Source organism: Kribbella sp. NBC_01484 (genome assembly GCF_036227145.1).
GTDB lineage: Bacteria > Actinomycetota > Actinomycetes > Propionibacteriales > Kribbellaceae > Kribbella.
This window is the reverse complement of record NZ_CP109437.1, coordinates 8,027,742-8,052,265: the sequence shown is the minus strand read 5'-3', so window position 1 is coordinate 8,052,265 and position 24,524 is coordinate 8,027,742. Positions and strand designations below refer to the sequence as shown.

21 protein-coding genes are annotated in these 24,524 nt (G+C 68.9%); 9 read left to right on the top strand and 12 right to left on the bottom strand.

What is annotated here, in order from left to right; all coding sequences use genetic code 11:
* The 5 genes from OG555_RS38905 to OG555_RS38885 form a co-directional block, all read right to left on the bottom strand.
* On the bottom strand, positions 1-1,551 hold the full coding sequence (locus OG555_RS38905; protein WP_329478500.1) for an extracellular solute-binding protein: 1,551 nt from the start codon (positions 1,549-1,551) through the stop codon (positions 1-3).
* A complete protein-coding gene (locus OG555_RS38900) occupies positions 1,548-2,171 on the bottom strand; it encodes a YesL family protein (protein ID WP_329478499.1) in 624 nt (207 codons plus the stop codon). Before OG555_RS38900 ends, OG555_RS38905 begins: the two co-directional genes overlap by 4 nt.
* Before the next feature lie 131 nt (positions 2,172-2,302).
* Positions 2,303-2,932 (bottom strand): DUF1961 family protein, encoded by a 630-nt coding sequence (locus OG555_RS38895; protein ID WP_329478497.1) that lies wholly within the window; start codon positions 2,930-2,932, stop codon positions 2,303-2,305.
* Positions 2,932-3,966, bottom strand: a complete 1,035-nt coding sequence (locus tag OG555_RS38890) for a LacI family DNA-binding transcriptional regulator (protein ID WP_329478495.1) — start codon at positions 3,964-3,966, stop codon at positions 2,932-2,934. The genes OG555_RS38895 and OG555_RS38890 overlap by 1 nt, the downstream gene beginning before the upstream one ends.
* A 397-nt stretch (positions 3,967-4,363) precedes the next feature.
* Complete coding sequence (locus OG555_RS38885; RefSeq protein ID WP_329478493.1) at positions 4,364-4,864, bottom strand: GNAT family N-acetyltransferase; 501 nt, start codon at positions 4,862-4,864, stop codon at positions 4,364-4,366.
* 308 nt (positions 4,865-5,172) lie between these two features.
* Here OG555_RS38885 and OG555_RS38880 point away from each other — a divergent pair, with 308 nt between their 5' ends.
* Positions 5,173-7,134 (top strand): hypothetical protein, encoded by a 1,962-nt coding sequence (locus OG555_RS38880; protein WP_329478491.1) that lies wholly within the window; start codon positions 5,173-5,175, stop codon positions 7,132-7,134.
* 125 nt (positions 7,135-7,259) lie between these two features.
* Here OG555_RS38880 and OG555_RS38875 read toward each other — a convergent pair whose 3' ends face one another.
* Genes OG555_RS38875 through OG555_RS38865 form a run of 3 tightly spaced genes read right to left on the bottom strand, consistent with a single transcriptional unit; the run spans position 7,260 to position 9,461 of the window.
* On the bottom strand, positions 7,260-7,880 hold the full coding sequence (locus OG555_RS38875; protein ID WP_329478489.1) for a nucleotidyltransferase domain-containing protein: 621 nt from the start codon (positions 7,878-7,880) through the stop codon (positions 7,260-7,262).
* Between the two features lies 1 nt (position 7,881).
* Positions 7,882-8,592 carry a nucleotidyltransferase domain-containing protein gene (locus tag OG555_RS38870; protein WP_329478487.1) on the bottom strand — a complete coding sequence of 237 codons (711 nt, stop codon included), beginning with the start codon at positions 8,590-8,592 and terminating at the stop codon, positions 7,882-7,884.
* Positions 8,589-9,461 carry an alpha/beta fold hydrolase gene (locus OG555_RS38865; RefSeq protein ID WP_329478485.1) on the bottom strand — a complete coding sequence of 291 codons (873 nt, stop codon included), beginning with the start codon at positions 9,459-9,461 and terminating at the stop codon, positions 8,589-8,591. The genes OG555_RS38870 and OG555_RS38865 overlap by 4 nt, the downstream gene beginning before the upstream one ends.
* 146 nt (positions 9,462-9,607) lie before the next feature.
* Here OG555_RS38865 and OG555_RS38860 point away from each other — a divergent pair, with 146 nt between their 5' ends.
* The 5 genes from OG555_RS38860 to OG555_RS38840 are packed head-to-tail and all read left to right on the top strand — an operon-like array spanning position 9,608 to position 15,203.
* Complete coding sequence (locus OG555_RS38860) at positions 9,608-10,537, top strand: ABC transporter permease (RefSeq protein ID WP_329478483.1); 930 nt, start codon at positions 9,608-9,610, stop codon at positions 10,535-10,537.
* A 1-nt stretch (position 10,538) separates the two neighbouring features.
* Positions 10,539-11,537, top strand: coding sequence for an ABC transporter permease (locus tag OG555_RS38855; RefSeq protein ID WP_329478481.1), 999 nt, complete (start codon positions 10,539-10,541; stop codon positions 11,535-11,537).
* Positions 11,530-12,528, top strand: coding sequence for an ABC transporter ATP-binding protein (locus OG555_RS38850; RefSeq protein WP_329478478.1), 999 nt, complete (start codon positions 11,530-11,532; stop codon positions 12,526-12,528). The genes OG555_RS38855 and OG555_RS38850 overlap by 8 nt, the downstream gene beginning before the upstream one ends.
* Complete coding sequence (locus tag OG555_RS38845; RefSeq protein ID WP_329478476.1) at positions 12,525-13,514, top strand: ABC transporter ATP-binding protein; 990 nt, start codon at positions 12,525-12,527, stop codon at positions 13,512-13,514. Before OG555_RS38850 ends, OG555_RS38845 begins: the two co-directional genes overlap by 4 nt.
* A gap of 6 nt (positions 13,515-13,520) precedes the next feature.
* The gene (locus OG555_RS38840) at positions 13,521-15,203 is read left to right on the top strand and encodes an ABC transporter substrate-binding protein (RefSeq protein WP_329478474.1); all 1,683 of its coding nucleotides are present in this window, start codon (positions 13,521-13,523) and stop codon (positions 15,201-15,203) included.
* A 4-nt stretch (positions 15,204-15,207) separates the two neighbouring features.
* Here the strand turns inward: OG555_RS38840 and OG555_RS38835 are convergent, their stop codons facing one another.
* Both OG555_RS38835 and OG555_RS38830 read right to left on the bottom strand, forming a co-directional pair.
* A complete protein-coding gene (locus tag OG555_RS38835) occupies positions 15,208-15,705 on the bottom strand; it encodes a phosphatase domain-containing protein (protein WP_329478472.1) in 498 nt (165 codons plus the stop codon).
* Positions 15,698-16,255 carry a GNAT family N-acetyltransferase gene (locus tag OG555_RS38830; RefSeq protein WP_329478470.1) on the bottom strand — a complete coding sequence of 186 codons (558 nt, stop codon included), beginning with the start codon at positions 16,253-16,255 and terminating at the stop codon, positions 15,698-15,700. Before OG555_RS38830 ends, OG555_RS38835 begins: the two co-directional genes overlap by 8 nt.
* Before the next feature lie 132 nt (positions 16,256-16,387).
* Here OG555_RS38830 and OG555_RS38825 point away from each other — a divergent pair, with 132 nt between their 5' ends.
* The 3 genes from OG555_RS38825 to OG555_RS38815 are packed head-to-tail and all read left to right on the top strand — an operon-like array spanning position 16,388 to position 23,265.
* Positions 16,388-17,518, top strand: coding sequence for a metallophosphoesterase family protein (locus OG555_RS38825; protein WP_329478467.1), 1,131 nt, complete (start codon positions 16,388-16,390; stop codon positions 17,516-17,518).
* Positions 17,515-20,265 (top strand): AAA family ATPase, encoded by a 2,751-nt coding sequence (locus OG555_RS38820; protein WP_329478465.1) that lies wholly within the window; start codon positions 17,515-17,517, stop codon positions 20,263-20,265. Before OG555_RS38825 ends, OG555_RS38820 begins: the two co-directional genes overlap by 4 nt.
* A gap of 42 nt (positions 20,266-20,307) precedes the next feature.
* Positions 20,308-23,265 (top strand): helix-turn-helix transcriptional regulator, encoded by a 2,958-nt coding sequence (locus tag OG555_RS38815; RefSeq protein WP_329478463.1) that lies wholly within the window; start codon positions 20,308-20,310, stop codon positions 23,263-23,265.
* Positions 23,266-23,285: 20 nt separating this feature from the next.
* Here OG555_RS38815 and OG555_RS38810 read toward each other — a convergent pair whose 3' ends face one another.
* Positions 23,286-23,564, bottom strand: coding sequence for a hypothetical protein (locus tag OG555_RS38810; protein ID WP_329478462.1), 279 nt, complete (start codon positions 23,562-23,564; stop codon positions 23,286-23,288).
* A 119-nt stretch (positions 23,565-23,683) separates the two neighbouring features.
* Positions 23,684-24,511, bottom strand: coding sequence for a formate dehydrogenase accessory sulfurtransferase FdhD (fdhD, locus tag OG555_RS38805; RefSeq protein ID WP_329478459.1), 828 nt, complete (start codon positions 24,509-24,511; stop codon positions 23,684-23,686).
* Positions 24,512-24,524 lie beyond the last annotated feature (13 nt).

Below are 24,524 nucleotides of genomic sequence, written 5' to 3'. Positions count from 1 at the left end.
TCAGCCGCCGGCCTTGGCTGCCAGGTCGTTGACCTCCTGGACGATCTGCGTGCCGCCACCGTCGTACCAGCGCTTGATCTGCGCCTTCAGCTGGTCCTCGGTCATCGCGCCGGACAGGTACTTGATCCGGGCATCCGGGATGATCGTGTCCAGGGTCTGGCCCTTCGCCACCGCGGTCGGCGCGATCACGCTGAGGGCCGGGTTGAAGACCGCGGTCTTCAGGTCCTCGTTCATCAGCACGTCGAACTTGGACCGCATCGCCCGGCTGGCCTCGTCGTTCGGCCGCAGCGCGTACGCGCCGAGTCCGACGGAGGCGCGCGTACCGAGCTGGATGAAGGCCTTGTCCACGTCGTTCTGGATCGCCTTCACCTTCGGGTCGTCGGCGTTGATCGGTACGGCGTACTGACCGTCGGCCTTGAAGTTGCGGCCCTCGATCCCGTTGGTGAGCAGGATCGAGCCCTCCTTGGACTCGAGTTTGTCGAGCGTCTGCAGCACCTGGTCGAGCTGCTCCTTGGTCCGGATGTGCTGCTTGGAGATCGCCATCACCATGTTGTAGCCGGTGAACGGGTAGGAGAACTTCTGGCCGTCGGAGCGCTTCAGGTTCCCGACCAGGGTGACCTTGTCGAAGTCCTTCGGGTTCTTCTCCTTGAACAGGTCGAGCAGCTGGGTGGCCCGCACGTTCACGTCGATGATCATGCCGCCCTTGCCCTGCACGAACGGGTCGTTCCAGTTCGCGCTGTCCAGGGTGGCGAAGTCCGGGTTGACCAGGCCTTCCTGGACCCACTTGCGCAGCCACTCGTTGGCGGTCAGGAACTCGGGGGTGTCGAAGCCCGGGACCAGCTTGCCGTCGCGCTCACCCCACCCGTTCGGAGCGCCGAACCAGGTCTCGATCACGTCGTACGGGCTGGCGCTGGCGTAGTTGCCGGGCCACTTCGGGATGATCAGACCGTAGGTGTCCTTCTTGCCGTTGCCGTCCGGGTCCTGGTCGGTGAACGCCTTGGCGATCGTGTAGAGGTCGTCGACGGTCTGCGGTTCCTTCAGGCCGAGCTTGGCCAGCCAGTCCTTGCGGATCACGATGCCGGAGCGCAGCAGTGGGCGGACCCGGTAGATGCCGTAGGTCTTGCCGTTGGTCATCGAGTTCTTCGCGGTCTGCTCGTTGGCCGGCTTGAGGTTCGGGTACTTGTCGAGCTTGCCAGTCAGGTCCCAGAACGCGCCGGCCTCGGCGGCCTTGACGAACGAGGGGCTCTTCTCGTTCGCGACCATTACGTCCGGGATCTTGTCCGAGGCGAGCGTGACGTTCGACTTGTCGCCGTACTCGGCGTTCGGCACCCAGGTGATCTTGAGCTTCTTGCCGATCAGCTTCTCGACGGCCTGCTGCAGCTCGCCGCCCGGGTCGGGCGCGGTGCCGAACAGCGGCGCCATCACGGTGAGCTCGCTACTGGCCGCCTGGCCTTCTTTGCTGTCGCCGCCGCCACCGGAGCAGGCGGAGGCGAGCAGTGCCGTCGACAGGGCGACGGTGACGGCGAGGCGCCGTCGGGAGAGGATGGTCATGAGTTCCCTTTCAGGTACAGGCGCGCCTCGTTCTCGGCGAAGAAGCGCAGGCAGAGCCAGGTGTTGAGCTGGATCCAGCCGCCGCCGGCCAGCACGATCCCGAGCACCGGGAACTTGGCTGACACGTAGGCGATGGACACCGCGACGAAGAGCAGGACCAGCGACGACGCCGGCCGCGCGAGCGCGACCAACGATGCCTTGGGCAACAACTCGCGGACCCGGAGGTCGTAGTGCACGGCCATCGGGAGCAGATAGGCGGCGATCACCCCGAGTGCGATCAGGGCGACGAGGCTGATCAGCCGGGGGAGTGACGCCTTCGCGCCCAGCGACGCGAAGTACAGGTAGTTGCCGATCAGGAGGACGGCGGCCGCGACGAGCGGCAGCACCACGAGCGAGCCGCGGCGGAACTCCCGGCGGACCGCGGTGCGGAAGGCAGGCAGTGCATGAAACGATTCACCGAAAGACCTGCGTCTGGCCAGGGAATACGCTGCGAGCGTGGCCGGGCCGATACCCAGCGCGACACCGCCGAGCAGGGTGCAGAGGATCCAGAGCGCGTTCAGCTTGATCGCCCAGACGACCTCATCCGTTGCGTTGTAGAGCTTGATGGACCAGCCACTCATGCTGCCTGCCTAGGTGTTTCGGGCGAAAAGTGATGTGACCATATAGTTGAATCGTCTCAACGTCAACGCTTCGGAAAGCGTTTGTCAGGGAGTGGTCACGGGGAGCCGGATCGAGTGCTGGGAGAAGCTGCTCAGGCCGGGCGAATCCGCAGATTCGCGTACTCGCCGATCAGCGGCGCCATCTGGCGGAAGCCGATCTTGCCGCCGGTCAGCGGCTGGTCGTCGTACCACTGGAAGCTGATCAGCTCGTTGACTGCGAACGTGATCAGGCCGCGGTCGACGGAAAGCCTCAGTTTGTAAGGACCTTGGGCGTCCTCGACGCCCGGGATGGGATCGGCGCCCTGCGCGACGAGGTGGAAGCCGTGGCTCTTGCGCAGGTTGCAGGTGTGGAAGGCACGTTCGGCCGGCCAGCGGCGGCGGAAGTACGAGACGTGGTAGGTGTCCAGATCACCGTGGTGGTACTGCTCGTACGGGCCGGTGCGCGGACTCAGCTCGAAGAGGTCCTCGCCGCTGCGGCCCTTCGCGTGGAAGAACAGGATGCACAGGCCGGGCTCGCGGATGGGCCAGAAGTCCCACTCCACGGTGATATCCGGCGGGAAGTCGTCGGGACACCAGAGCACCACGTTGGCGTCCTGGCCGTCCTCGGCCGGGCGCACGCTCTCCAGGCGAAGCCGGCCGAGCGGGAACGAGACGGCGCCGTCGCCTTCCATCCGGAAGCCGGCGAGATCGTCCGGCGATGCCAGTGGGTTCTCGTAGAGCATCAGCGGGTGTGGTCGCTGGATTCGCGGACGATCAGATCCGGCTGGAAGATGACCTGCCGATGGCGGTGCCGGTCGGCCGCCTCGACCTCCTCCTGCAGCAGTTCCATCGCGGACCGGCCGAGCAACTCGGCCGGCTGCCGCACCGACGACAGCGGTACGGCGGCTGCCCGCGCGAAGTCGATGTCGTCGTACCCGACGATCGCCATGTCCTCCGGCACTCGTAGGCCGGCGACGGACATCGCCTGCAGGAAGCCCAAGGCGAGCAGGTCATTGGCGAGGAAGGCCGCGGTCGGGCGTGATCGCGCGGGCATCGTGGCGACCTGCTCGCCGATCGCGCGCCCCTCGACCACGCCCATCACGTCGACTTCGTAGTACTGGAGCTCGACGCTGTCCGCCTGTGCGACGGTTGCGGTGATGCCGGCCATCCGGTCGGACACCTGCTGCATGGTGAAAGGCCCACCGATAAAGGCGATCCGGCGATGGCCGGCCTCGATCAGATGGTTCCCGGCGAGGCGTCCGCCGAGCTGGTCGTCGACGCTCACCGAACACAGTCCGCGGTCCGCGGCACGGTCCACCAGGACGACCGGCGTACCGCGGGCGACCAGTGCGGTCAGGCGGGGATCGGTGCTGTCGAACGGCGTGATCAGTATGCCGAGGACGCGCTGCTGCTCGAGCTGGTCGAGGTGATGGCCTTCGCGCACCGGGTCTGTCTTGCTGTTGCAGAGCATCACCACGGTGTCGTGCTCATAGGCCAGCGCTTCGGCACCTTCGGCGAGATCCGTGAAGAACGGGTTCGCGACGTCGAGTACAACCAGTCCGACAGTCCGGCTCCGCCCCGCACGCAGGTGCCGGGCGGCCTCGTTCCGCACGAACCCGAGCGCCCGGATGCTGTCCTGCACCCGCTGCCTCGTCGCCGGCGCGACGATCCACGGCCGATTGAGCACATTGCTGACAGTGCCCACCGAAACCCCGGCCCGATGCGCAACCTCCTTGATGCTGGGCGTCGCCATCGTCCCCCGTCCAGCAGCCGTCACCGTCCGCCGCAGTCTATCCAGCCCTAATTGAATCGTCTAAATGCGCCCCGCGCACGCCGGTAGACGGCTGCGCGGCGGCTGACTGGCCCGAGGAGGCGAGTCCGGACGGCATGCAGTACCTGCTCGGCCGGGCCAGGGGGATGCCGACCGCGCGCGTGATGACGTGCGTGAGTACGTGCTGGAGCATCTGAGCGACGAGGTCACTCGGCCGATCGACCAGCAGTTCTTGCGTGGCAGATCCGGCAGCAGGCCCCAGCACCAAGTCCCGTACCCGGCGACGGGGCTCCACCCGCGTGAATCGGCCCGCTATCCGGGCCCCAGGACCTCGAAGGACTCCTGCCAGCGGGCAGCGGTGGCCGCAGCCTTCCCGCGGCAAGTCCACCAGCAAGATCACGCACTACGGCTGGACTCCTAGGTCACGCTGATACCAGGTGCCTTGCTTACCACCGAGGTCGGCCGGGTTGGCCGGGCCAACCGAGACGAACCCAGCCTTGACCAGCACCTTCTGGGACGCGACATTCTCTCGGGAGGTGGCCGCGCGCAGTGTGCGCAGCCCGTGCCGCGCCGCCGCCAGCCGGCACAGCTCCTGGACGGTCGCGGTCGCCACGCCGCGGCCGGCGACGTGCTGCGCAACCCGGTAACCGAGTTTGGCAGTGCCGTCTTCGAGGTCGTACAGGTTGAACCGGCCCAGAACCGAGCCATCCCCGGCGACGAGCACGTAGAACGCGCAGATGCCGGCCTCTTGCTGAGCCAGCAAGGCCTTGTGCCGGTCGGTGAACTGCTCGTAGAACTCGTCGCCGCGGTCGGAGATCGAGGTAGCGAAGTAGGCGCGGTTGGCCAGCTCGAAGGCCAAGACCGCCGGGGCATGGCCGGCATTCAGTCGTTTCAACTCGGGCACCGCCCGACTCTACCCAGATGGTGCGCTGAGGCCACCTGAGTTTTCCAGCGGCAGGCAGCCCCAAGATCAGGGCACATAACGGTCTACGACTGGAGTACTAACCCACTGGACGTCCGATTCACGCCGGCTCCGCTGAACCGCGAGCCTCACCTGTCGGTGCCAACTCCTGAGATGCATCGTCGGCTGTGAGGTCGTCGTATATCCCTTCGTCCCCGCCGTCTCGATGTGATGTTTTCCCTTGTGGATAAGGGATTTCGGGGCCTCGCCGGATTTGCCGCAGCCTGATAGCGGTGCGTAGAATCGCACACATGTTCGAAGGAGACCTGGCGACGCTGACGACGGCCGACCTGCTGGCCTCGGCCGCCGACCACGACGCCGAGGCCCGGCGGGTCGACGCGCGGCGCCTGGAGCACGCCCAGGTGTATGCCGATCGGTTCCATCCTGACGCGTGCCCGGCCCGGCCAGGCCGGCGTGCCTGCGACGGCCGCGAACGGGCGGTGGTGCTGGGTGGCGACGGCTGCCCGGAGATCCTGGAGTTCGCGATCGCCGAGTTCGCGGTCATGCTCGGCATCTCCCCGCGGGTCGCGGCGAACTACGTGGGTCAGGCGTTGGCGCTGCGGCACCGGTTCCCCTTCACCTGGGCCAGGGTCCTGGCCGGTGAGGCCACCGCGTGGAAGGCCTGCCGCATCGTCGCCGACTGCGCGAAACTGACCCAGGACGCCGCCGCCTACGTCGACCAACGGATCGCAAGCCTCATCGACTCCATCACCCCGTACCGGCTGAACAAGATCGTCCAGGCCGCCAGGATGCACACCGATCCCGACCTGGCGCGGGCCGAGGCCGCCGAGAAGACCCGCGAACGCGGCGTGTTCGTCGGGCACAGCGACGAGCACGGCACCAAGACCATGTACATCAAGGCCGCCGCCGGCGCGGTGATCCGCAACAAGGCGACCCTCGACGCGATCGCCGAGGCGCTGAAGACCTTCGGCGACACCCGCCCGGTCCAGCACCGCCGCGCGGACGCGGTCGGCATCCTCGCCGACCCCCGCTACACCCAAGAACTCCTCACCCAAGCCCGCAACCACCACCTCCACAGCACCACCGACACAGCGCCGGACGCCACCGCACACGACAACACCGCTCCACCCACCACCGGAACCCCGGGCACCACCGCGGGCACCACCGAGCCCGGCGCCACCAAGCCGGGTACCACCGAGCCCGGCGCCACCGAGCCGGGCGCCACCGAGCCGGGCGCCACCGAGCCGGGCGCCACCGAGCCGGGCGCCACCGTTCCGAGCACGAGCGCTCCGGGCGCCGCGAGAGGCGGGACCGCTCAGGGCAGCACCGCTCGGGGCAGCACCGCTCCGGACAGCACCGCTCCGGACAGCACCGCTCCGGACAGCACCGCTCCGGACATCGCCGCTCCCGACACCGTGGACCCCGAGGCAGACCCCTACGACGTCCGGGCGAGCGTCCGCGACGAGGGCCGCCCGGACGACGAGGCCGACCGCGACGCACCCCACCCCAGCACCAGCGACCTGCCCGACCCCCTCGACACCCCCGACACCGTGCCGATCGAACCCTTCGACCCCTCCGACCCCGGCCTACACCTCGACCCCGACGACGGCGAACCCCTGAACGCCGCCGCCCAACGCGCCCTGCACGCCCGCCTCGCCCAAATCAAGCACGACGCCTACACCACCCGAACCGGCGCCGACCGCGCCGATAGTCCCGACCGGACCCGCGGACGAGTCCGTCCGGGCCAGACCCAGATCTATGTCCACCTCACCGACCACACCCTGGCCACCGGCACCGGCGTACTCCGCGCCGAACACATCGGCCCCCTGCTCGCCGACCAGCTGGCCGAGCTCATCGGCCACGGCCCGTACACCGTCAAGCCCGTCATCGACCTCAACGACGCGGTCAGCGTCGACGCCTACGAAATCCCCGACCGGATCCGCGAACGCGTCAAGCTCACCCACCCCGTCGAACTGTTCCCGTTCGGCACCCAAGAAACCCACCGCGGCATGGACCTGGACCACCTCCGGCCCTACGACCCCCTCGGTCCACCGGGCCAAACCAGCACCACCAATCTCGCGCCGCTGGGCCGGTACGGTCACCGGGTCAAGACCCACGCCCACGGCTGGACCGTCCACCGCATCGACCCCAAGACCCTGGAATGGACCACACCCCACGGCTTCACATTCCACGTCGACCCCACCGGCACCCACCGGGTGCACGCCGATCCAGACAGCCGGCCATCGTGCTGATCGAGAATCCAGTCGACGTGCTGAGTACGGCTCGGCATCCCAGGTACGCCATCCTGCGGCGAACAGTCCGCGGACGTGCTCGAGCCGGTTGGCTCCGTCGTACGCCGTGACGCCGAGTGCGATCCTCAGGTGAGTGCTGGGATCCACGCATGGTCGTCGCCCTTCGTGTGGGCAAGGGCGGCGGCCAGCCACCTCCGAGACTCCGTGCTCAGGAACGGAGCGGCGGCCTCGAAGTCCGCCTGATCCTTCGGCCGGGTCTGCAGGCCCTTGAACAGCAGCACCTTCTCCGGGCGCAAGTACGGTACGCCGTCCGGCGTGACCGCGACCGCATCGTCGTACGGACAATGGATGCTGCGGTCGAGCGAACAGATCCAGTTGGCACCGTCGTCGGGAATCCGCATCACGTCGGCACGCCATTTCCCGGACGACGGATCGCGAACCATCGTTTGCTGATACTCGAAGTACGCCGGGCCGGCGCCGTCGACGGGCCAGAAGCCCTCGCGGCCGGCGACGAAGAACTCGTAACCCGCCGACCGCTCGCGGATCAGGTCGAAGTCCCACATCGGCGTCGCGATCTCCAGATCCTCGTGCTCGCGGGTCTGCCGCCCGTGGAACAGGTCCAGCGCCCACCCGCCCACCACGAACCAGCGCGCACGGATCCCACCGAGCAACTCGGCGATGGCCTGCGGATCCCATGCATCCCAGGCATCGGGTCCAGCATCGAACCTGACTGGTTCGGCCAGCAAGTCAGCCGGCCTCAGGGGTCGCGGCCAGTTCGAAGCCGGCGAAGAGTCTGCCGCCGTACGCAGCGAGAATGCGGTCGACCTCTTCGGCCAGGCTGTCGTCGTCGGCCCTGACGCCCTGCATCAGAGCCCGGGCGTGGTCGGTGCCATGCGTGGAGTCGTAGGCGACGACTTCTCGCAGGAGGCCCTTGCCGGTGCCGGACCAGTGGCGGGCTCCGGTCAGCAACAAGCGAGCGGCGTCTTGCCAGAGGACCGAGGCGATGGCGGTGCGTTCGTCACCGGAGGCGTCGGACAAGTCGTCCAGGAGGTTGGTGATGGTGTAGCGGAGGAGGTCGAGCTCCGCGGTGCTGAGTGGGGTAGGCCCGGCCGCCACCTCCGCGCGGCAGCTCTCTTGGAGGCGCACACCGGACCCGTCGGTGTCCAGCAGTACGACGGACTCGCCGACGAGCCGCATCATCGTGGGCTGGCGCCGTTCCTGGTCCTTGCCGGAGAAGTACGCCAGCGACTTCTCGGTGTGCACGAACAACTCCACCGGCCACCCGCCGTACACAAGCGACTTCCGCATCGGCGCCGGCGGCCCGTCGAGCAGCACGGTGATGTCCAGGTCGGACGTAGGCGACGCATCGCCCCGCGCCACACTGCCCCCAAGCCAGGCCGCCCGAGCACCCGGAAACTCTTCCTCCACAAGCCGCCGCGCAACATCTACCGGACTCATCCCCCCAGTCTCCCGCCCAACCAGCGCAAGAGGTCACGGTAGGCGGCCGGCGGCGGGATGTGGCCGCCGGTGTAGGGGATGCGTTCGGCGTGGGGGATCTCGCTGGCCAGGATGTCGGCGTACTTGGCGGCGCGCTCGTCGGCAGAGCCGTACCAGATGCTCACCGGCACGCGGAGGTCACCTAAAAGGAATCCCCAGTCACGAGCGAAGGCGACGTGGTCGTCGACCCAGCCGTCATGGCTGGTGACGAAGGTGGCGGTGAGACGTGCCATCGCCGAGGGGTCGTCACGCGCGGGCGGAGCGGACGGGCCGGGAGAGAGCGGGTCGGGCGGGATCTCCGGTCCGCCGGCCTCGATGCCCGCCATGATCCGCCGGGCGGTGTCCTCGAGCAGCGGCCGGAGGTGGTGTTCGCCGCGGGCCGCGAGCCAGGAGGTGCGGTTGCGGCGGGGGTCGGCAGCCTCGTCGTCGTCGGTTGGCTCGGGGTCGTCGACGATTGGTGGCGCGTTGCTGCCACTCACGGCACACCTGGTCACGCGGTCGGGAAGCAGGGCGGCGCAGGCCAGGGCGTGCGGGCCGCCGCCGGATCCACCGCTGACGGCGAAGCGGTCCCAGCCAAGCGAGTCGGCCAGCGCACGAGCGTCTTCGACTACTGAAGCGATTGTGCGACCTGGTTGCCGCGTGGAGCCGCCGTACCCGGGGCGGTCCGGGATCACCATCCATAACCCCGACTGCGAGATCGCGCGGACGGCGTCCGGCCGTTTCCACCGGGTGCTGGGCGATCCACCGAAGGACATCGCCGACGATCCATCCACAGAGCCATAGACGGAGTACCGCACCACTCGGTCACCGACTCGCACCTCGCTGTCCACGTGCGGAGGGTAACCGAGCCAGACCAGCTATCCGAATGTGGAGTTCTTGAGGTGGGTTTCTCAGGATTCGGGATGGGACGGAGGTGGTGGGAGGATGCGGCCTTAACGTTTGTCGGCTGCGTGAATCGAACCTGTCGGGAGTGCTTGTGAGTTCCTCGGTCGCCGGGACCGTTTCGCCGACCCGGCAGGCGTTGCGCCGGGTACGGCGGGATCGCAGTGCGCGGGTGGGCTTCGTGCTCGTCGCCGTGCTGATCCTGGTCGCGGCCGCGGCGCCGTTGCTGGTCAAGCTGTCCGGGCAGGACGCTTACACGTACCACATCGACCTGCTCGATCCGGCCCGCGGCAACGCCCCGAAAGGCGCGCTCGGCGGGGTGAGCGCCGACCATTGGTTCGGCGTGGAGCCGCTCACCGGCCGCGATCTGTTCGCGATCGTGGTCCTCGGGCTGCGCACCTCGCTGTTCATCGCGATCGTGGTCACGGCGATCACCACGGTCGTCGGCACGCTGGTCGGCATCAGCGCGGCCTACTTCGGCGGCTGGTACGACTCGATCGTGTCCCGGGTGCTGGACTTCCTGTTCGGTTTCCCACAGCTCGTCTTCATGATTGCCCTGGGCATCATTGTCCCGGCCGCCTTCCCGCGCTGGCTGCTGCTGATCCTGGTGCTCAGCGTGTTCGGCTGGGCCGGCCTGGCCCGGCTGATCCGCAACCAGTCCAAGTCCCTGGTCGCCCGCGAGTTCGTCGAGGCGGCCCGTAGCGTCGGCTCGACGGGGTGGCATGTGATCACTCGTGAGCTGCTCCCGAACCTGCTCGGCCCGGTGCTGGTGATCGCGACGCTGGCCATCCCGGGCTACATCACGGCCGAGGCCGCACTGTCCTTCCTCGGCGTCGGCGTACCACCGCCGACACCGAGCCTCGGCCGATCCATCTCCGATTCGATCGCCTGGGTCTACACCGGCGCGGACCCGTGGTTCCTGGTGTTCCCGGGGTTCGCGCTGTTCCTCGCCGTCCTCGGCTTCACCCTGCTCGGCGACGGCGTCCGCGACGCGTTCGACGTCCGGCTGCGGAGGGAGCGCTGAGATGGCCGGCGTCACCTGGTTCGTCCTCCGCCGGCTGTTCGCGGCGTTGCTCGTGATGCTCGCGCTCAGCCTGGCCGTCTACCTGGTCTTCTACGCGATCCCGGCCGACCCGGCCCGCCTGGCCTGTGGCAAGCCCTGTACGCCGGACCGTCTCGAGCAGGCCCGGCACTTCATGCAGCTCGACCAGAGCACCCTTCAGCAGTACTTGAGCTTCCTCAAGGGCATCTTCGCCGGCCGGACGTACGGCGAAGGTACGGCGGTCGTGCACTGCGACGCACCGTGTTTCGGGTACTCGTTCCCGCTGGCCCGTCCGGTCACCACGCTGATCCTCGACCGGCTGCCGGTCACCGCGTCGCTCGCCCTCGGCGCTGCCGTGCTGTGGCTGCTCGTCGGGGTGTCACTCGGCGTGGTCGCCGCCCTCAACCGCGGCCGGCTGCTCGACCGGCTGTCGATCGGCTTCGCGCTGATCGGAGTGTCGATGCCGTCGTTCCTGCTCGGGCTGCTGGCGATCCTGGTCTTCGGGTTCTGGCTGAACATGGTCCCGGTCAACGGTTACGTCCCGTTCACCGAGAGCCCGGTCGACTGGGCCTGGCACCTGATCACGCCGTGGATCGTCCTCGCGACCCTGCAGGCGGCGGCGTACGTCCGGCTCACCCGTGCGCAGATGCTCGAGGAAATGAACCTCGACTACATCACCACCGCCCGGGCGAAGGGCGCGGGCCAAGCACGCGTGGTCGTGACGCACGGGTTGCGCGGCATACTCGTGCCGATCGTGACGCTGTTCGGTCTGGACCTCGGTGCTCTGCTCGGCGGCGCGATCGTCACCGAGAAGGTGTTCAGCATGCAGGGCCTCGGCGAGCTGCTGATCAGCTCGGTCGCCCAGTTGGACGTGGCCGTGGTCGTCGGCGTGACGCTGTTCGCGGCCTTCCTGATCATCCTGGCGAATCTGGTGGTGGACGTGGTGCACGGTGTGCTCGACCCGAGGGTGAGCCATGGCTGAGCCGGTGCTGGAAGTGCACGACCTGCACGTCACGTTCACGACCGAGGGCGGTCTCGTCCCGGCCGTCGACGGCATCGACTTCTCGGTCGCGCCCGGCGAGACGCTCGCGATCGTCGGCGAGTCCGGCTCCGGCAAGAGCGTCAGCTCCGCCGCGGTCATGGGCCTGCTGCCGTCGAACGCCGCCATCACCGGCGAGGTGCTGCTGGACGGCCGGGAGCTGATCGGCCTCCCGAACGACGACCTCCGCAAGATCCGCGGCAACGACATCGCGCTCGTGTTCCAGGACGCGCTGTCCGCGCTGAACCCGTACTACAGCGTCGGCTGGCAGGTCGCCGAGGCGTACCGGCTGCACCACGACGTGTCGAAGAAGGTGGCCAACCGGCGAGCGGTCGAGATGCTGGACAAGGTCGGCATCCCGGACGCGGCCCGGCGGGCGGACAGTTATCCGCACGAGTTCTCCGGGGGAATGCGGCAGCGGGTCGTGATTGCTATGGCTCTGGTGAACGACCCGAGGGTGCTGATCGCGGACGAGCCGACGACCGCACTCGATGTGACCGTGCAGGCACAGATCATGCGCCTCCTGGACGACGTCCAGGAGGAGTTCGGTACTGCGCTCGTCCTGATCTCGCACGACCTCGGAGTGGTCGCGGAGGTCGCCGACGACGTTCTGGTCATGTACGCCGGTCGCGCGGCCGAGCGGGGCACGGTCCGCGACCTGTTCTTCCGGGCCGCGCATCCGTACAGCCTGGGTCTGCTCGGTGCCATGCCGCGGGTCGACGTACTGCCGCAGCCGCGGCTGACCACGATCCCCGGGACCCCGCCGTCGCCCGGCTCGATCAAGACCGGGTGCCCGTTCCAGCCGCGGTGCGCCTACACCCAGTTGGTCGGCGAACGCTGCATCACCGAGCGCCCCGAGCTAACGCCGCGACCCGGCGAGGGCGATCACGAAGCCGCCTGCCATCTGGGTCGCCGGCCTGAGGCCATGTCATGACGACACAGCACGTGAGTGACGAGCTGCTCCACCTCAAGAACGTCAAGAAGTACTTCGGTCTCCGCGGCGTGCCGTGGCGCAAGGCCCAGGCGGTCAAGGCCGTCGACGGGGTGAACTTCGTCGTACGCAAGGGCGAGACGGTCGGTCTGGTCGGCGAGTCCGGCTCCGGCAAGTCCACACTGGCCCGAGTGGCGACCCGGCTCCTGGACCCGACCCAGGGCACCGTCGAGATCGGCGGTGCGGACGTCACCAAGGTCCGCGGCCGCAAGCTCCGGCCGGTCCGGCGCAAGATCCAGATGGTGTTCCAGGACCCACAGGCGTCGCTGAACCCGCGGCAGTCGGTCGGCACCATCCTGAGTACGCCGTTCCGCGCCCAAGGGATCCGGCCGACCAGGGCGCAACTCGTCGAGTTGCTGCATCAGGTCGGGCTGTCCGACGAGCACCTCGACCGCTATCCGCACGAGTTCTCCGGCGGTCAGCGGCAGCGGATCGGGATCGCGCGGGCGTTGTCCGTGAAGCCCGATCTGCTGGTCTGCGACGAGCCGGTGTCCGCCCTCGACGTGTCGGTGCAAGCCCAGGTGCTGAACCTGCTCGCCGACCTTCGCGACGAGCTCGGCCTGTCCTACGTGCTGGTCGCCCACGACCTGGCCGTCGTGCGCCAGGTAGCGAGCCGGCTGGCCGTCATGTACCTCGGCACGATCGTCGAGGAAGGTCCGGCCGACCAGGTGTACTCGGCGCCGGCCCATCCCTACACGAAGGCCTTGCTGTCCGCGGTCCCGGTGCCCGAGCCGGGTGTCGAGCGGGACCGGATCGTGCTGACCGGCGACGTCCCGACGCCGATCGCGCCTCCGTCGGGCTGCCCGTTCCGGACCCGCTGTTACAAGGCGGAGGACGTGTGCGCCACCCGACGACCGGTGCTCGAGCCCGTCCAGGGCAGCACCGAACACCGGGCCGCCTGCTACTTCCCTGAGCCCCCCACCTTCTGAGAGGACATGATGAAACACCTAACCCGAGCGGTCGCGGTAGCGGCCGCGTTGGTGCTGGCGGCGGCCGCCTGCAACGCCAACGACAAGTCCGCCCCCAGTGGCGGCAGCACCGCGGCCGCGGAGCAGGGCGGCACCTGGCACGTGCTCACCACGAGCAAGGAGATCAACCTCGACCCGGCCAAGAGCCAGAACCTCGGGATCAGCACGATCCACCTGGTGCTGCGCGGCCTGACCTCGTGGAAGACCGAGCAGGGCAAAGCGGCGCAACTGGTTCCCGACCTGGCCACCGACACCGGTCAGGTCAGCGACGGCGGCAAGACCTGGACCTACAAGCTCAAGCCGGGCCTCAAGTACGCCGACGGGTCGCCGATCGTTGCCGCCGACATCAAGTACGGCATCGAGCGGTCGTTCGCGCCGGAGCTGTCCGGTGGCCTCGGCTACCACAAGTCCCTGCTGGTCGGCGGGGACAAGTACACCGGCCCGTACAAGGGTGGCGACCTGGCCTCGGTCCAGACGCCGGACGACACCACGCTCGTCTTCAAGCTGAACAAGCCGTTCGGTGACTGGCCGTGGATCGTCAGCATGCCGGCGTTCTCGCCGGTGCCGAAGAAGGCCGACACCGACCCGGCGCACTACGGTGAGAAGCCGGTCGCCAGCGGTCCGTACCAGGTGAAGTCGTACGCCCCTGGCTCGAAGCTCGAGCTGGAGCGCAACCCGGGCTGGGACAAGTCGACCGACCAGGCTCGCACCGGTCTGCCGGACTCCATCGAGTTCGACATGGGCCTGCAGCCCGACGTGGTGAACCAGCGCCTGATCGCCGACGCCGGCGACGACAAGTTCGCGGCCACCACCGGCACCTCCGTGCCGGCCGCACTGATCCCGACGGTCACCGGCAATCCGGCCGTCAAGGCCCGCGTGGCCACGTCACCGTCGGGCGCCCTGGAGTACCTGGCGATGAACATGAAGCGCCCCGCGCTCGCCAACCCCGAGGTCCGCAAGGCGATCCAGTTCGCTGTCGACAAGCAGGCCGTCCAGGTCGCCGAGGGCGGTCCGGAGTACGGCGGTGAGCTCGCCACGACCCTGATCACGCCGGGCATCGACGGTTTCAACAAGTTCGACCTGTTCCCGGCGCCGCCGCAGGGCGACCCGGAGAAGGCCAAGCAGATGCTCGCGGCCGCCGGCGTCAGCAACCTCAACCTGGTGCTGGTCGCCGACAACACGACCGCGACCGGCCTCCCGGTGGCGCAGGCGATCCAGCAGGGCCTGAAGCGGGCCGGGATCACGGTCACCATCAAGCCGCTCGACACCGAGCCGCTGACCGACCTGATCACCGGGAACAAGCCGGACTTCGACCTGACCGTGTCCAGCTGGCTGCCGGACTTCCCGAGCGCGATCGGCAACATCCAGCCGCTGTTCGCGTCGTCGGAGATCGGCAACGGCGGGTACAACATCTCCCGCTACTCGAACCCGGCGGTCGACTCCGCGATCGCGGCGGCGACGGCCGAGTCGGACCTGGGCAAGGCCGCCGGGATGTGGGGCGCGGTGGACAAGCAGATCATGCAGGACTCGCCGGTCGTGCCGCTGATCTACGCGCGCAACGCGTTCCTGCACGGGTCGAAGGTGCAGAACTTCTACCTGTCCGCCTACCCGCCATACCCGAACCAGTTGATCGTGGGTCTGAGCAAGTAAGGCCTCAGGTCCGTCCTTCGGACTCCTGAGCGTCGAAGAGGGTCGGCTGGGTCTCGGCATCGAGTCCCCAGTCGGCCCTCATCACCGTGTAGCCGGCCTTCTCCGCGGCCGCGCACACCTTCACGTCGTCGTCGACCAGGACGGCGACCGGACGGTCCTCGGCCAGGCGCTTGAGCCGGCCGAGCTTCATCACCACCGACGGACGGCGGTCGGTGTTGCCGCGCATGTAGACCGTGCCGTCCGGGAAGCCGTTGTCCATCAGCCACTTCAGCGTGTCGCGCCGCAGCCGCTCGGGCCGGCCGGTCAGGTAGACGATCTCGTGGTCGGCCGCCAGCGTGGTCGCGACCGCCAGGCCTTCGTCCAGGACCGCGTCCTCCTTCGCCTGCGCGAAGAACGAGTCCCAGTCCTTCGGCCGCTTCGCCAGGAAGTGGATCCGCTCGCTGGTGTCGGACAAGGTCGCGTCGATGTCCAGTACGGCGTACGGCTGTCGGTCGTCAGGCACGTCGTCCAGCTTCCCAGGTCCGCCGGTCGACGGCGTACTCGACCTCGCCGAACTCGGTCCCGGGCAGCGGATCGTCGAAATCCTCGTGGTAGAGCCGGGCGAACCGCAGCCCGGACCGCCGCATCACCGCGCGGGAGCGGTGGTTGACCGCCATCGTGTCCGCGACCACCCGCTCCATCCCGAGTTCGGCGAACGCCTTGTCGATCAGCGCTCTGGTGCCCTCGGTCGCGTAGCCCTTGCCCCAGGCGGTCCGATTCAGCCGGTAGCCCACCCCCACTGTTGTGACCTCGCTGGTCGGTTGCATCCCGAACCACCCGATGAACGCGCCGTCGACCTTCTGCTCGGCGGCGAACGTGCCGAGCTCCGGATGGTCGTCGTACACCTTCAGGATCTCCGGGAGTACGACGTTCTCGATCTCCTTCCGCGGTGTCGGCTGCCCGGTCAGGAATCGCATCACCTCGGGATCCGAGTCGAGCGCGGTCAGCAGGTCAACGTCCGTTTCGGCGAACCGCCGCAGCGTGAGCCGCTCCGTCTCCAGATACACGTCCACTCCGCGACTCTCTCACCCCACCTTGAGCACCCAAGGTCGGCTGGGACGGGTGTCCGGAGTGTGGGCGGTGTCGGGGTGGTGGGTGTGTTGGTTGGGCGGTTGTCGGCGGGGCAGGTTAGCGTTCTCAGCGCGATGGATGAGTCGATCACGTTTCTGCACAGTTCGGACTGGCAGCTGGGGATGATGCGCCGGTTCCTGGGGCCGGACGGCCAGGCCCGGTGGGGTCAGGCGCGGCTGGACGCTGTCGCGCGGATCGGCGAGGTCGCGGCGGCCACCGGAGCGGCGTTCGTGGTCGTCACCGGTGACGTGTTCGAGCACAACCAGGTCGAGCGGCAGACCATCCTGCGGGCGTGTGAAGCGCTGAAGCGGATCCCGGTCCCGGTCGTGCTGCTGCCCGGCAACCACGACGCGCTCGAGCCCGGCTCGCTGTGGACCTCGAGTCAATGGCAGGCGCACGCGCCCTCGCACGTGACCGTTCTGACCGATAGCCGGCCTCTCGAGATCCTGCCGGGTGTGGAGATCGTCGGCGCGCCCTGGCGATCCCGCCGGCCGATGTCCGACCCGGCCGCGCCCGGGTACGCCGAGCTGACGCCGACCGAGCCTGGTACGACGAGGATCCTGCTGGCGCACGGTCAGCTGACCAGTCTCTCCGGCGGTATGTCCGACGTACCGACGATCGATCAGGCCGCGCTGGAGGCCGCGGTCGCGGACGGACTGGTGCAGTACGTCGGTCTCGGCGACCGGCACTCGACGACGCGCGTGACCGATCGGATCTGGTTCTCCGGGACGCAGGAGGTCACGTCGCCTGAGGAGGACGCGCCGGGCAACGTGCTCAAGGTGACCGTCGGCGGTGGTGAGATCGAGGTCGAGCCGGTGCGGGTGGGCGCGTGGCACATGGTCGACCATCGGGTCGAGTTGTTCGACGAGGAGTCGCTGCAGGCGCTCGAGGACTGGTTTGCGGAGCTGCCGGAGAAGGAGCGGACCTATGTCCGGCTCGCCGGCGACGGCTCGCTGCCGCTGCCACTGCTGAGCCGGCTCGATTCGATCATCGACGCGCAGGGCGAGGTGTTCGCGAGTGTCGAGCGGTGGGCGAAGTTCTGGACCGTGCGGCCGGCGCCGGACGCGGCGGATCTCGATGCGTTGCAGTTGAGCGGACCGGCGCGGGCTGCGATGGAGGAGTTGCGGCAGGCGCTGGCCGGTGGCGACGAGGGTGCGGGTGCAGCGCTGTCGTTGATGCACAGATTGGCGCGGGACGCGGGATGAGGCTGCACAGCTTGGCGCTGCGGGACTTCCGCGGCGTCAAGGACCGTACCGTCCGGCTCCCCGCTCTCGGCACCACCGTGGTGGTCGGCGACAACGAGGTCGGCAAGTCCAGCCTGGTCGAGGCGTTCGGACTGGTCTTCGACCTGCCCGACGACTCCAAGTCGACCCGGATCCGCGACATCCAGCCGGTCGGCCAGGACGTCGGCCCGGAGGTCACGGTCGAGCTGACGCTCGGCGGCCGCGAGCTCATCTACACCAAACGCTGGCTGAAGAACCGCTCGACCGAGCTGACCATCGTCGAGCCTGACGGCCGACGCCAGTTGTGGACCGGCCGGGAGGCCCACAACGAGGCCGAGCAGTTGTTCCACCGGCACGTCGACCCGGTGTTGTGGCAGACCCTGATGGTCAGCCAGGGCCAGTCGTTGGTGCTGCCAACGCCGGCCGACGCCGAGCCGTTGATCACCGCGGTGACCGCCGAATCGGGGACGCCGGTCGACGGTGCGTCGATGCCGCTCGTGTCAGCGGTCGAGCACGAATACCTGCGCTACTGGACGCGTGGTGGTCGTCCGACCGGTGACTTCGCGAAGTCCGAGCGGGCCGTGTCCGCGGCCGAGCTGGCCGCGGCTCAGGCGTTGAAGGCGATGGAGGAGGTCCAGCAGGACATCCGCCGCGCCGAGCGTCTGACACTCGACCTGTCCGATGTCGACAACCGTTCGCTCGATCACTTGAAGTCGGTCGAGGAGCTGCGCGAACGCAAGAAGGCGACCGACGAGATCCTGCTCCGTCGCGACTCGGTCCGGCACCGCGCCGAGACCGCGCGGGCCCGGCTCGAGAACCACACCCGGACCCGGGTCGAGCGCGAACGCCTGCTCGACGAGGTCGAGCGGTTCACGAAGTCCGATGCCGAACTGGCCGAGCGCCGGGCCGATGCCGACCTCGTCGCCAAGACCGCCGCGGAGACCGTGCAGGCGGCCGAGGCCGCGCTGGCCGAGGTGATCGAGCTCAAGGACCTCCGTCGTACCGATGTGCAGGAGGCGGAGCGCCAGGTCTCGGAGCTGATGGACCGCGCCGAGCTCGACCGGCTGCTCGGGCAGCAGACCGAGCTGGTCGATGTCCGCGCCCGGATCGCCGCGGCCGGGACGATCCTGGACCGGATCAAGGTCGACGACGGGCTGGTCGCGGCGTTGGAGGATGCGCGGGCCGCGGTCGTCGAGGCCCGGGCCGCGCTGGCGGCCGGCGTACCGGAGGTTCTGGTACGGCGGCTTGGCGCGGAGCCGGTCGAGTTGTCGGGGACCGGGCTGGACGGCGACGTGCCTTCCGAGCTGGGCTTCGACGGGTCGGCCGAGGTGCTGGTCTCCGGTGAACTGGTCGTCGGCGTACCGGGGCACGTCGAGGTGACCGTGCGGGCCGGCGGCGAGGCGGCGACGCTGCGGTCGCGGGTGGACGACGCCGTACGGCGCGAGAAGGACCTGCTGAAGAAGGCGGGCGTGAACGATGTCGCGGCCGCGCGGGAGTTGCTGCGCAAGGCCGACACCGCGTCCGCCGAGTTGCACGAGGCTCGCCGGACCGAGAAGTCGCTGACGGCCGGTGGGGATCCGGGGGAGCGGATCGCGGTCCTGACGGCGCGGCTCGGTGACGAGGACGAAGCCGACGAGGCCGACGGGAAGCAACCCGCGGTCGAGGGCGTGCCGGGGCAGATGTCGCTGTTCGAGGAGTTCGCGTCGCCGCACGACACGCTGTTCGACGACTTCGAGTTGCCGGCTCCGGCGCCTGGGGATCTGGCCGGTGCGCAGCGGGCGCTGGAGGACGCGCGGGACGGGTTGGCCGAGGTCGAGCGGATACTCGCGGACGCGGAGTTCGCGGCGGCGCAGGCGCGGAAGGCGGCCGACGAGGATCGGTCCGAGGCACAGCAGGCCCGGGCGCGGTCGGAGCTCGCGGGGGAGCGGTTGGCCGCCGCGGTCGAGGCGTTGGAGGCGGCTCGGGCTGTGCTCGATGACGAGGCGGTGTCCGCCGCGGAGGGCGAGGCGACGGCTGAGGTCGAGGCGGTGCTCGAGGAGCTGACCGCCGTACAGGAGCAGGTGGACGCGGCCGGTGCCGATCGGGTCGCAGGTGAGCTGGCGGATGCGTTAGCGGTGGCGAAGCGGCTGCAGGATGAGCGGGACACGTTGCGCGACGCCTTGCGGACGACCGAGGGCCGGCTGGAGCAGTCGGGCCGGGACGGATTGGCGACCCGGCACGATGTGGCCGACCTGGAGTTGGCCGCCGTACGCGCGGAGCACGACAGTCTGCGGCGGCGCGCGGAGGCGGCCCGGCGGGTGCACGAGACGCTGAGCCGGCATCGGGCCGAGGCACAGACGAAGTACTCCGAACCGCTGCAGAGCCGGATCGAGTCGCTCGGGCGGAGTGTGTACGGGCCGTCGTTCAAGGTCTGGCTGGACGACGACCTTGCGGTGGCCGAGCGGGAGCTGGACGGCGTACGGCTGCCGGTGGAGGCGTTGTCGACGGGCGCTCAGGAGCAGCTCGCGATCATCACCAGGCTCGCGATCAGTCATCTGGTGAGCACCGGCGAAGGCAGCGTGCCGGTGATCTTCGACGACGCCCTCGGCTGGTCCGACAAGGCCCGCCTCCGCGACATGGGCGCCCTTCTCGGCCGAGCCGGCGACCACGGCCAGATCATCATCCTGACCTGCATGCCCGACCGCTACGAATACGTCCCCAAAGCCACCTTCATCAAGCTGGACGCCTGACCCCTGCTGGCGACCGCCCGGCAGCGGGTGGAGACTGACGTGATGAGCGCCGTGGGGGTGCGGCTTGGTGGTCGGCTCGCCGGGAGGGATGACGAGGCGGATCTGCTCGCCCAGGTGGTGCGGGCAGGGACGGCGGGGCAACCGCGGGCGGTGGTTGTCCGCGGCGAGGCTGGAGTCGGCAAGACCCGATTGGTTCGAGACGTCTGCGACGCTCCGGGACTGCTGGTCTTGTGGGGTTCGTGCGTGCACTTCGGTGGCGCATCGCTCCCGTACGCGCCGATCATCGGTCTTCTGCAGGACTGGCTGGCCGGTGCGGACGAGGCGGAACAGGCGGACGTTCTGGCCGGTGCTGACGAGCTGAGCACATTGCTGCCGACACTGGGTACCACCCGGGTGTCTGCGACGGTTCGGCTGATCCCGTTGATCGACCTGGTCCTCGACCGCATCGCGCAGCGCCATCCCGTGGTCGTGGTCATCGACGACCTGCACTGGGCGGACATGTCTTCGCTGGACGTCCTCTCGTATCTGATCACCTGCTTCCACGGCCAGCGGCTGACGCTGTTGGCCACGTGCCGCGACGAGGATCTCGGCGAGGGTCATCCACTCCACAGTTGGCTGGCGGACATGCGACGTACGCCGGCCTTCGACGAGATCCACCTCGACCGGCTCGGCCCGGATGCGACCGGAGTACAACTGGCGCACTTGTTCGGGCGGCCTGTGGACATCGACCTGGTGACTCAGGTGCAGGCGAGATCGGATGGCAACCCCTATCTGACCGAGCTGCTCGCGGGGCAGCTGTCCGGGGCAGAGTCCATTCTTCCGGCCACGGTTCCGGGGGCCCTCCGGGATGCGCTTCTCGCTGCGTGGCACCGCCTGTCCGGGCCGGCGCGTCAGCTGGTTCGGGTACTCGCCGTCGGTGGGCGCCCGACCCCGTTGCCCCTACTGGAAGCCGTCGCCTTGGAGCACGGAGTCGAGGTCGCCACGCTGTCCGGCTGCGTGAGCGAAGCCCAGCAGCACGGTGTCCTACGATCCGGATCGGATGACCTGCTCTGGTTCCGCCACCCCTTGCTCGCCGAGGTTCTGTACGACGCTCTGCCGCGGGACGAGGCCGCACTCATCCATGCCACCTACCTCCGGGAGCTGGAAGCCCGGTCCGTTCCGGTGGAAGCAGCCGCGGCCGATCTGGCGGTCCACAGCCAGCAAGCCGGCCGGGTCACTGACACGTACCGTTGGTCTCTCATGGCCGCTGAGTACGCAGCCAAGCTGCGGGCACCTGCGGAGCAGGCCATCCAGCTGGAGCGACTGTGTGCCCTGTGGGAGCAGGTCCCGCCGGATGTCCGTGGCCCGACGGTCGATCGGACAACGCTCGCCGTCGAGACGAGCGCGATCTGCACACGGCTGGGCCGGCACGACACTGCCATGGAGCAGCTCAACACGGCCCTGAGTCTGGTGGATCGCGAACGTGACCCGCTCTCCGCGGGGAACCTGCTCGTCGAACGAAGCATCCTGCGGTGGCTCCGGACCGATCCGATCGAAGCCGTCCTGGCAGACATCTACGAGGCGCTCGACCTCACCGCCCCCTTCCCGGCCAGCGCTGAACGGGCGCGAGTACTGTCCGCCCTTGGATCGGCCGAGAGCTGGAGTGGCCGGCCGGAAGCAGTGGCTCATGCAGACGAGGCAGTACGGATCGCCCGCCGGGCCGGATCAGAGCGGGCGCTCGCGGAAGCGCTGGCCGAACGAGCGAGCGTGATCGTCCGCGAGTCGCCCCTGCCCGCCTTGGCCGATGCGCAGGAGGCCGAGTCGTTGGCACGCGCGTGCGGGTCGATGTTCGATCTGTTGAACGCGTTCGTCTGGCAGGTCAACACCCTGCGGACGCTCGGACGGCGGGAGGAAGCCATCGAGGTGGCTCTGCGCGGCCATGCCGAACTGCTGGCGCCTGGCCCGGATATGTTCGCCTACTTCCTGGCCGGGATGGCAGCTCGCGGATTGCTGGACTCCGGTCGGTGGCAAGAGTGTGACGACCTGCTACGGCTGGCACTGGCCGCTCGTTGTCATGCCATCCCCGGAGCTGCCATCAGGCTCACGGCCGCATCGCTGGCAGTGCGCCGCGGCCGAGTGCCCGAGGCCAGGCAGCACCTCGACCGTGCTCGCGAACTGATCTCCACGACCTTCCTCGGGATTCGAGGTGCCCTCGCCATCGGCGGCGGCGACGTGCTCGCAGCCGAAGGCAAGCTGCAGGAGGCGCTCGACTGGCTGCGGTCCAGACTCACGATCCCGGGCGCCGCTCCGAGTGATCACGACGACGACCTGTTGGTGCCCTATGCCCACGCTGCCGCCGAACTCGCGCGAACTGCCCGCGACGCGGGCGACCCGGAGCGTACCGCCGCTGCCGTGGCAGCCGCCGAGGAGGTGGTGAACGGCTGGCCGTGGGATTCCTTCGCAAGCGACCGGCCGGACGGGGTGCTTCACCTGATGAACCAGGCGCTCGTCCTGGCCGAGCTCGCCCGGTGCCGCGACGACCCGGATCAGCCCGAGCTGTGGCAGCGCGCTGCCGAGGCGTGCGATGCGGCCGGTGTGCCTTGGCATCGGGCGGTCTCGCAGTGGCGCTGTGCGGAAGCAGCGGTAGTAGCCGGTCGGCCGCCAGTCGGCGTGCCTGCCCTGCTGCGAAGCGCCCATCGGTGCGCTGTCGAACTGGGCGCCAAGCCCTTGCAGGACGAGGTCGAAGCACTCGCCCGGCGTTCGCGAATCAGCCTCAGTGAGCCGATGCCCCTCGTCGTACCGGCGCAGGCGGCCACTCGGTTGGTGACACTGACCGCGCGGGAGCGGGAGGTGCTGGCGTTGCTGGTCGCCGGCCGCTCGAACGGCGAGATCGCGAAGGAACTCGTCATCAGCGACAAGACCGTGAGTGCTCACGTCTCCAACATCCTCCGGAAGACCGGAACTGGGAGCCGGTTGGAGGCTGCCGCTCTGGCGACGCGCCTTGGCGGTCCTGGCGCTTGACCTGCACCAGAACCGCCAACTCAGTGGGTGGCGAGTGGATGACGACGGCGGTACAGCCAGAGGCCGGTCATGGTCAGGGCCGCGCCGCCGAGGACTCCGGCTCCTGTCTGCAGGGCCTCGGCGGCGGTGTCGTCCACCTCTACCTGGACTCGGTCGGGCGGCCCCGGCTGGACGACGGCCGGCCTATGGTGGCGCATGTCGGGATCGATCGGTCGCTCCGACCACGCCTGGTCCGATCCGGCCACGACCGTCCCGCAGACGAGCGCCGGCAGTGCAAGGATCGTGTAGCGGTGTTTCATGGCTTCCTCCCTGGACGACGACAGTCGCCGTCTACCTCCACCGTCCTGGCTGGAGGGGAGCAGCACATGGGGCATGCCTCCTTAGATCAGGCTCCCCAGCCCCTCAGACCGGCGATCGGTCAGCGGAGGATGCGCTCTTGTGCGCTGTAGACGACGCAGCGTTCGCCCCGGGTGAAACCCACCAGAGCGATGCCGAAACGGCGAGCCAGGTCGACGGCGAGACTCGACGGCGCACTGACCGCGACGATCATGCCGATGCCGGCCGCTACGGCCTTCTGGATGATCTCGTAGCCGGCGCGCCCGCTGACGGCTAGGACGAGGCCTTTGCGGCTGTGGTGGTTGAGGACGGTCCAGCCGACGACCTTGTCGACGGCGTTGTGGCGGCCGACATCCTCCTTCACGACGACCTTGCGGCCGTCGGCGGTGAACAGGCCGGCCGCATGCAGGCCGCCGGTGCGACTGAAGGTCGGCTGGGCATCCCGGAGCAGATCGGGCAGGCCGCGCACGACGTCGACCGATACCTCGACCGGGTCGACCGGCTCGTACTCGCGCTCGGCGAGTTCGTCGAGGCTCTGCTGGCCGCAGACACCGCACGCGGCCGACGTGACGCCGTACCGCTGGGGTGGTTCGCGGTCCGGGGGTCCGTCTAAGGTGACCGTGACGGTGTTGAACTGCTGGTCCCGGGTCAGCTTCACGTCGGTGCAGTAGGCAACGGTCCGGATCGCGTCCGGCCGGACCGCGAACCCCTCGCCGAGGCAGAACCCGGCGGCCAGCTCGAAGTCGGAACCCGGCGTCCGCATCGTCACCACCAGCGGCTCGGGTGGCCGCCCCGGCCACTCCAGCCGCAGCTCCAACGGCTCCTCGGTGACGACGACATCCTCACGCCGGGACGTCCGGTCGCCGTCCAGCACCTCGACCTTGAACCTGGTGGTGGGGCCTTTCGTCATACCTCCACCGTAG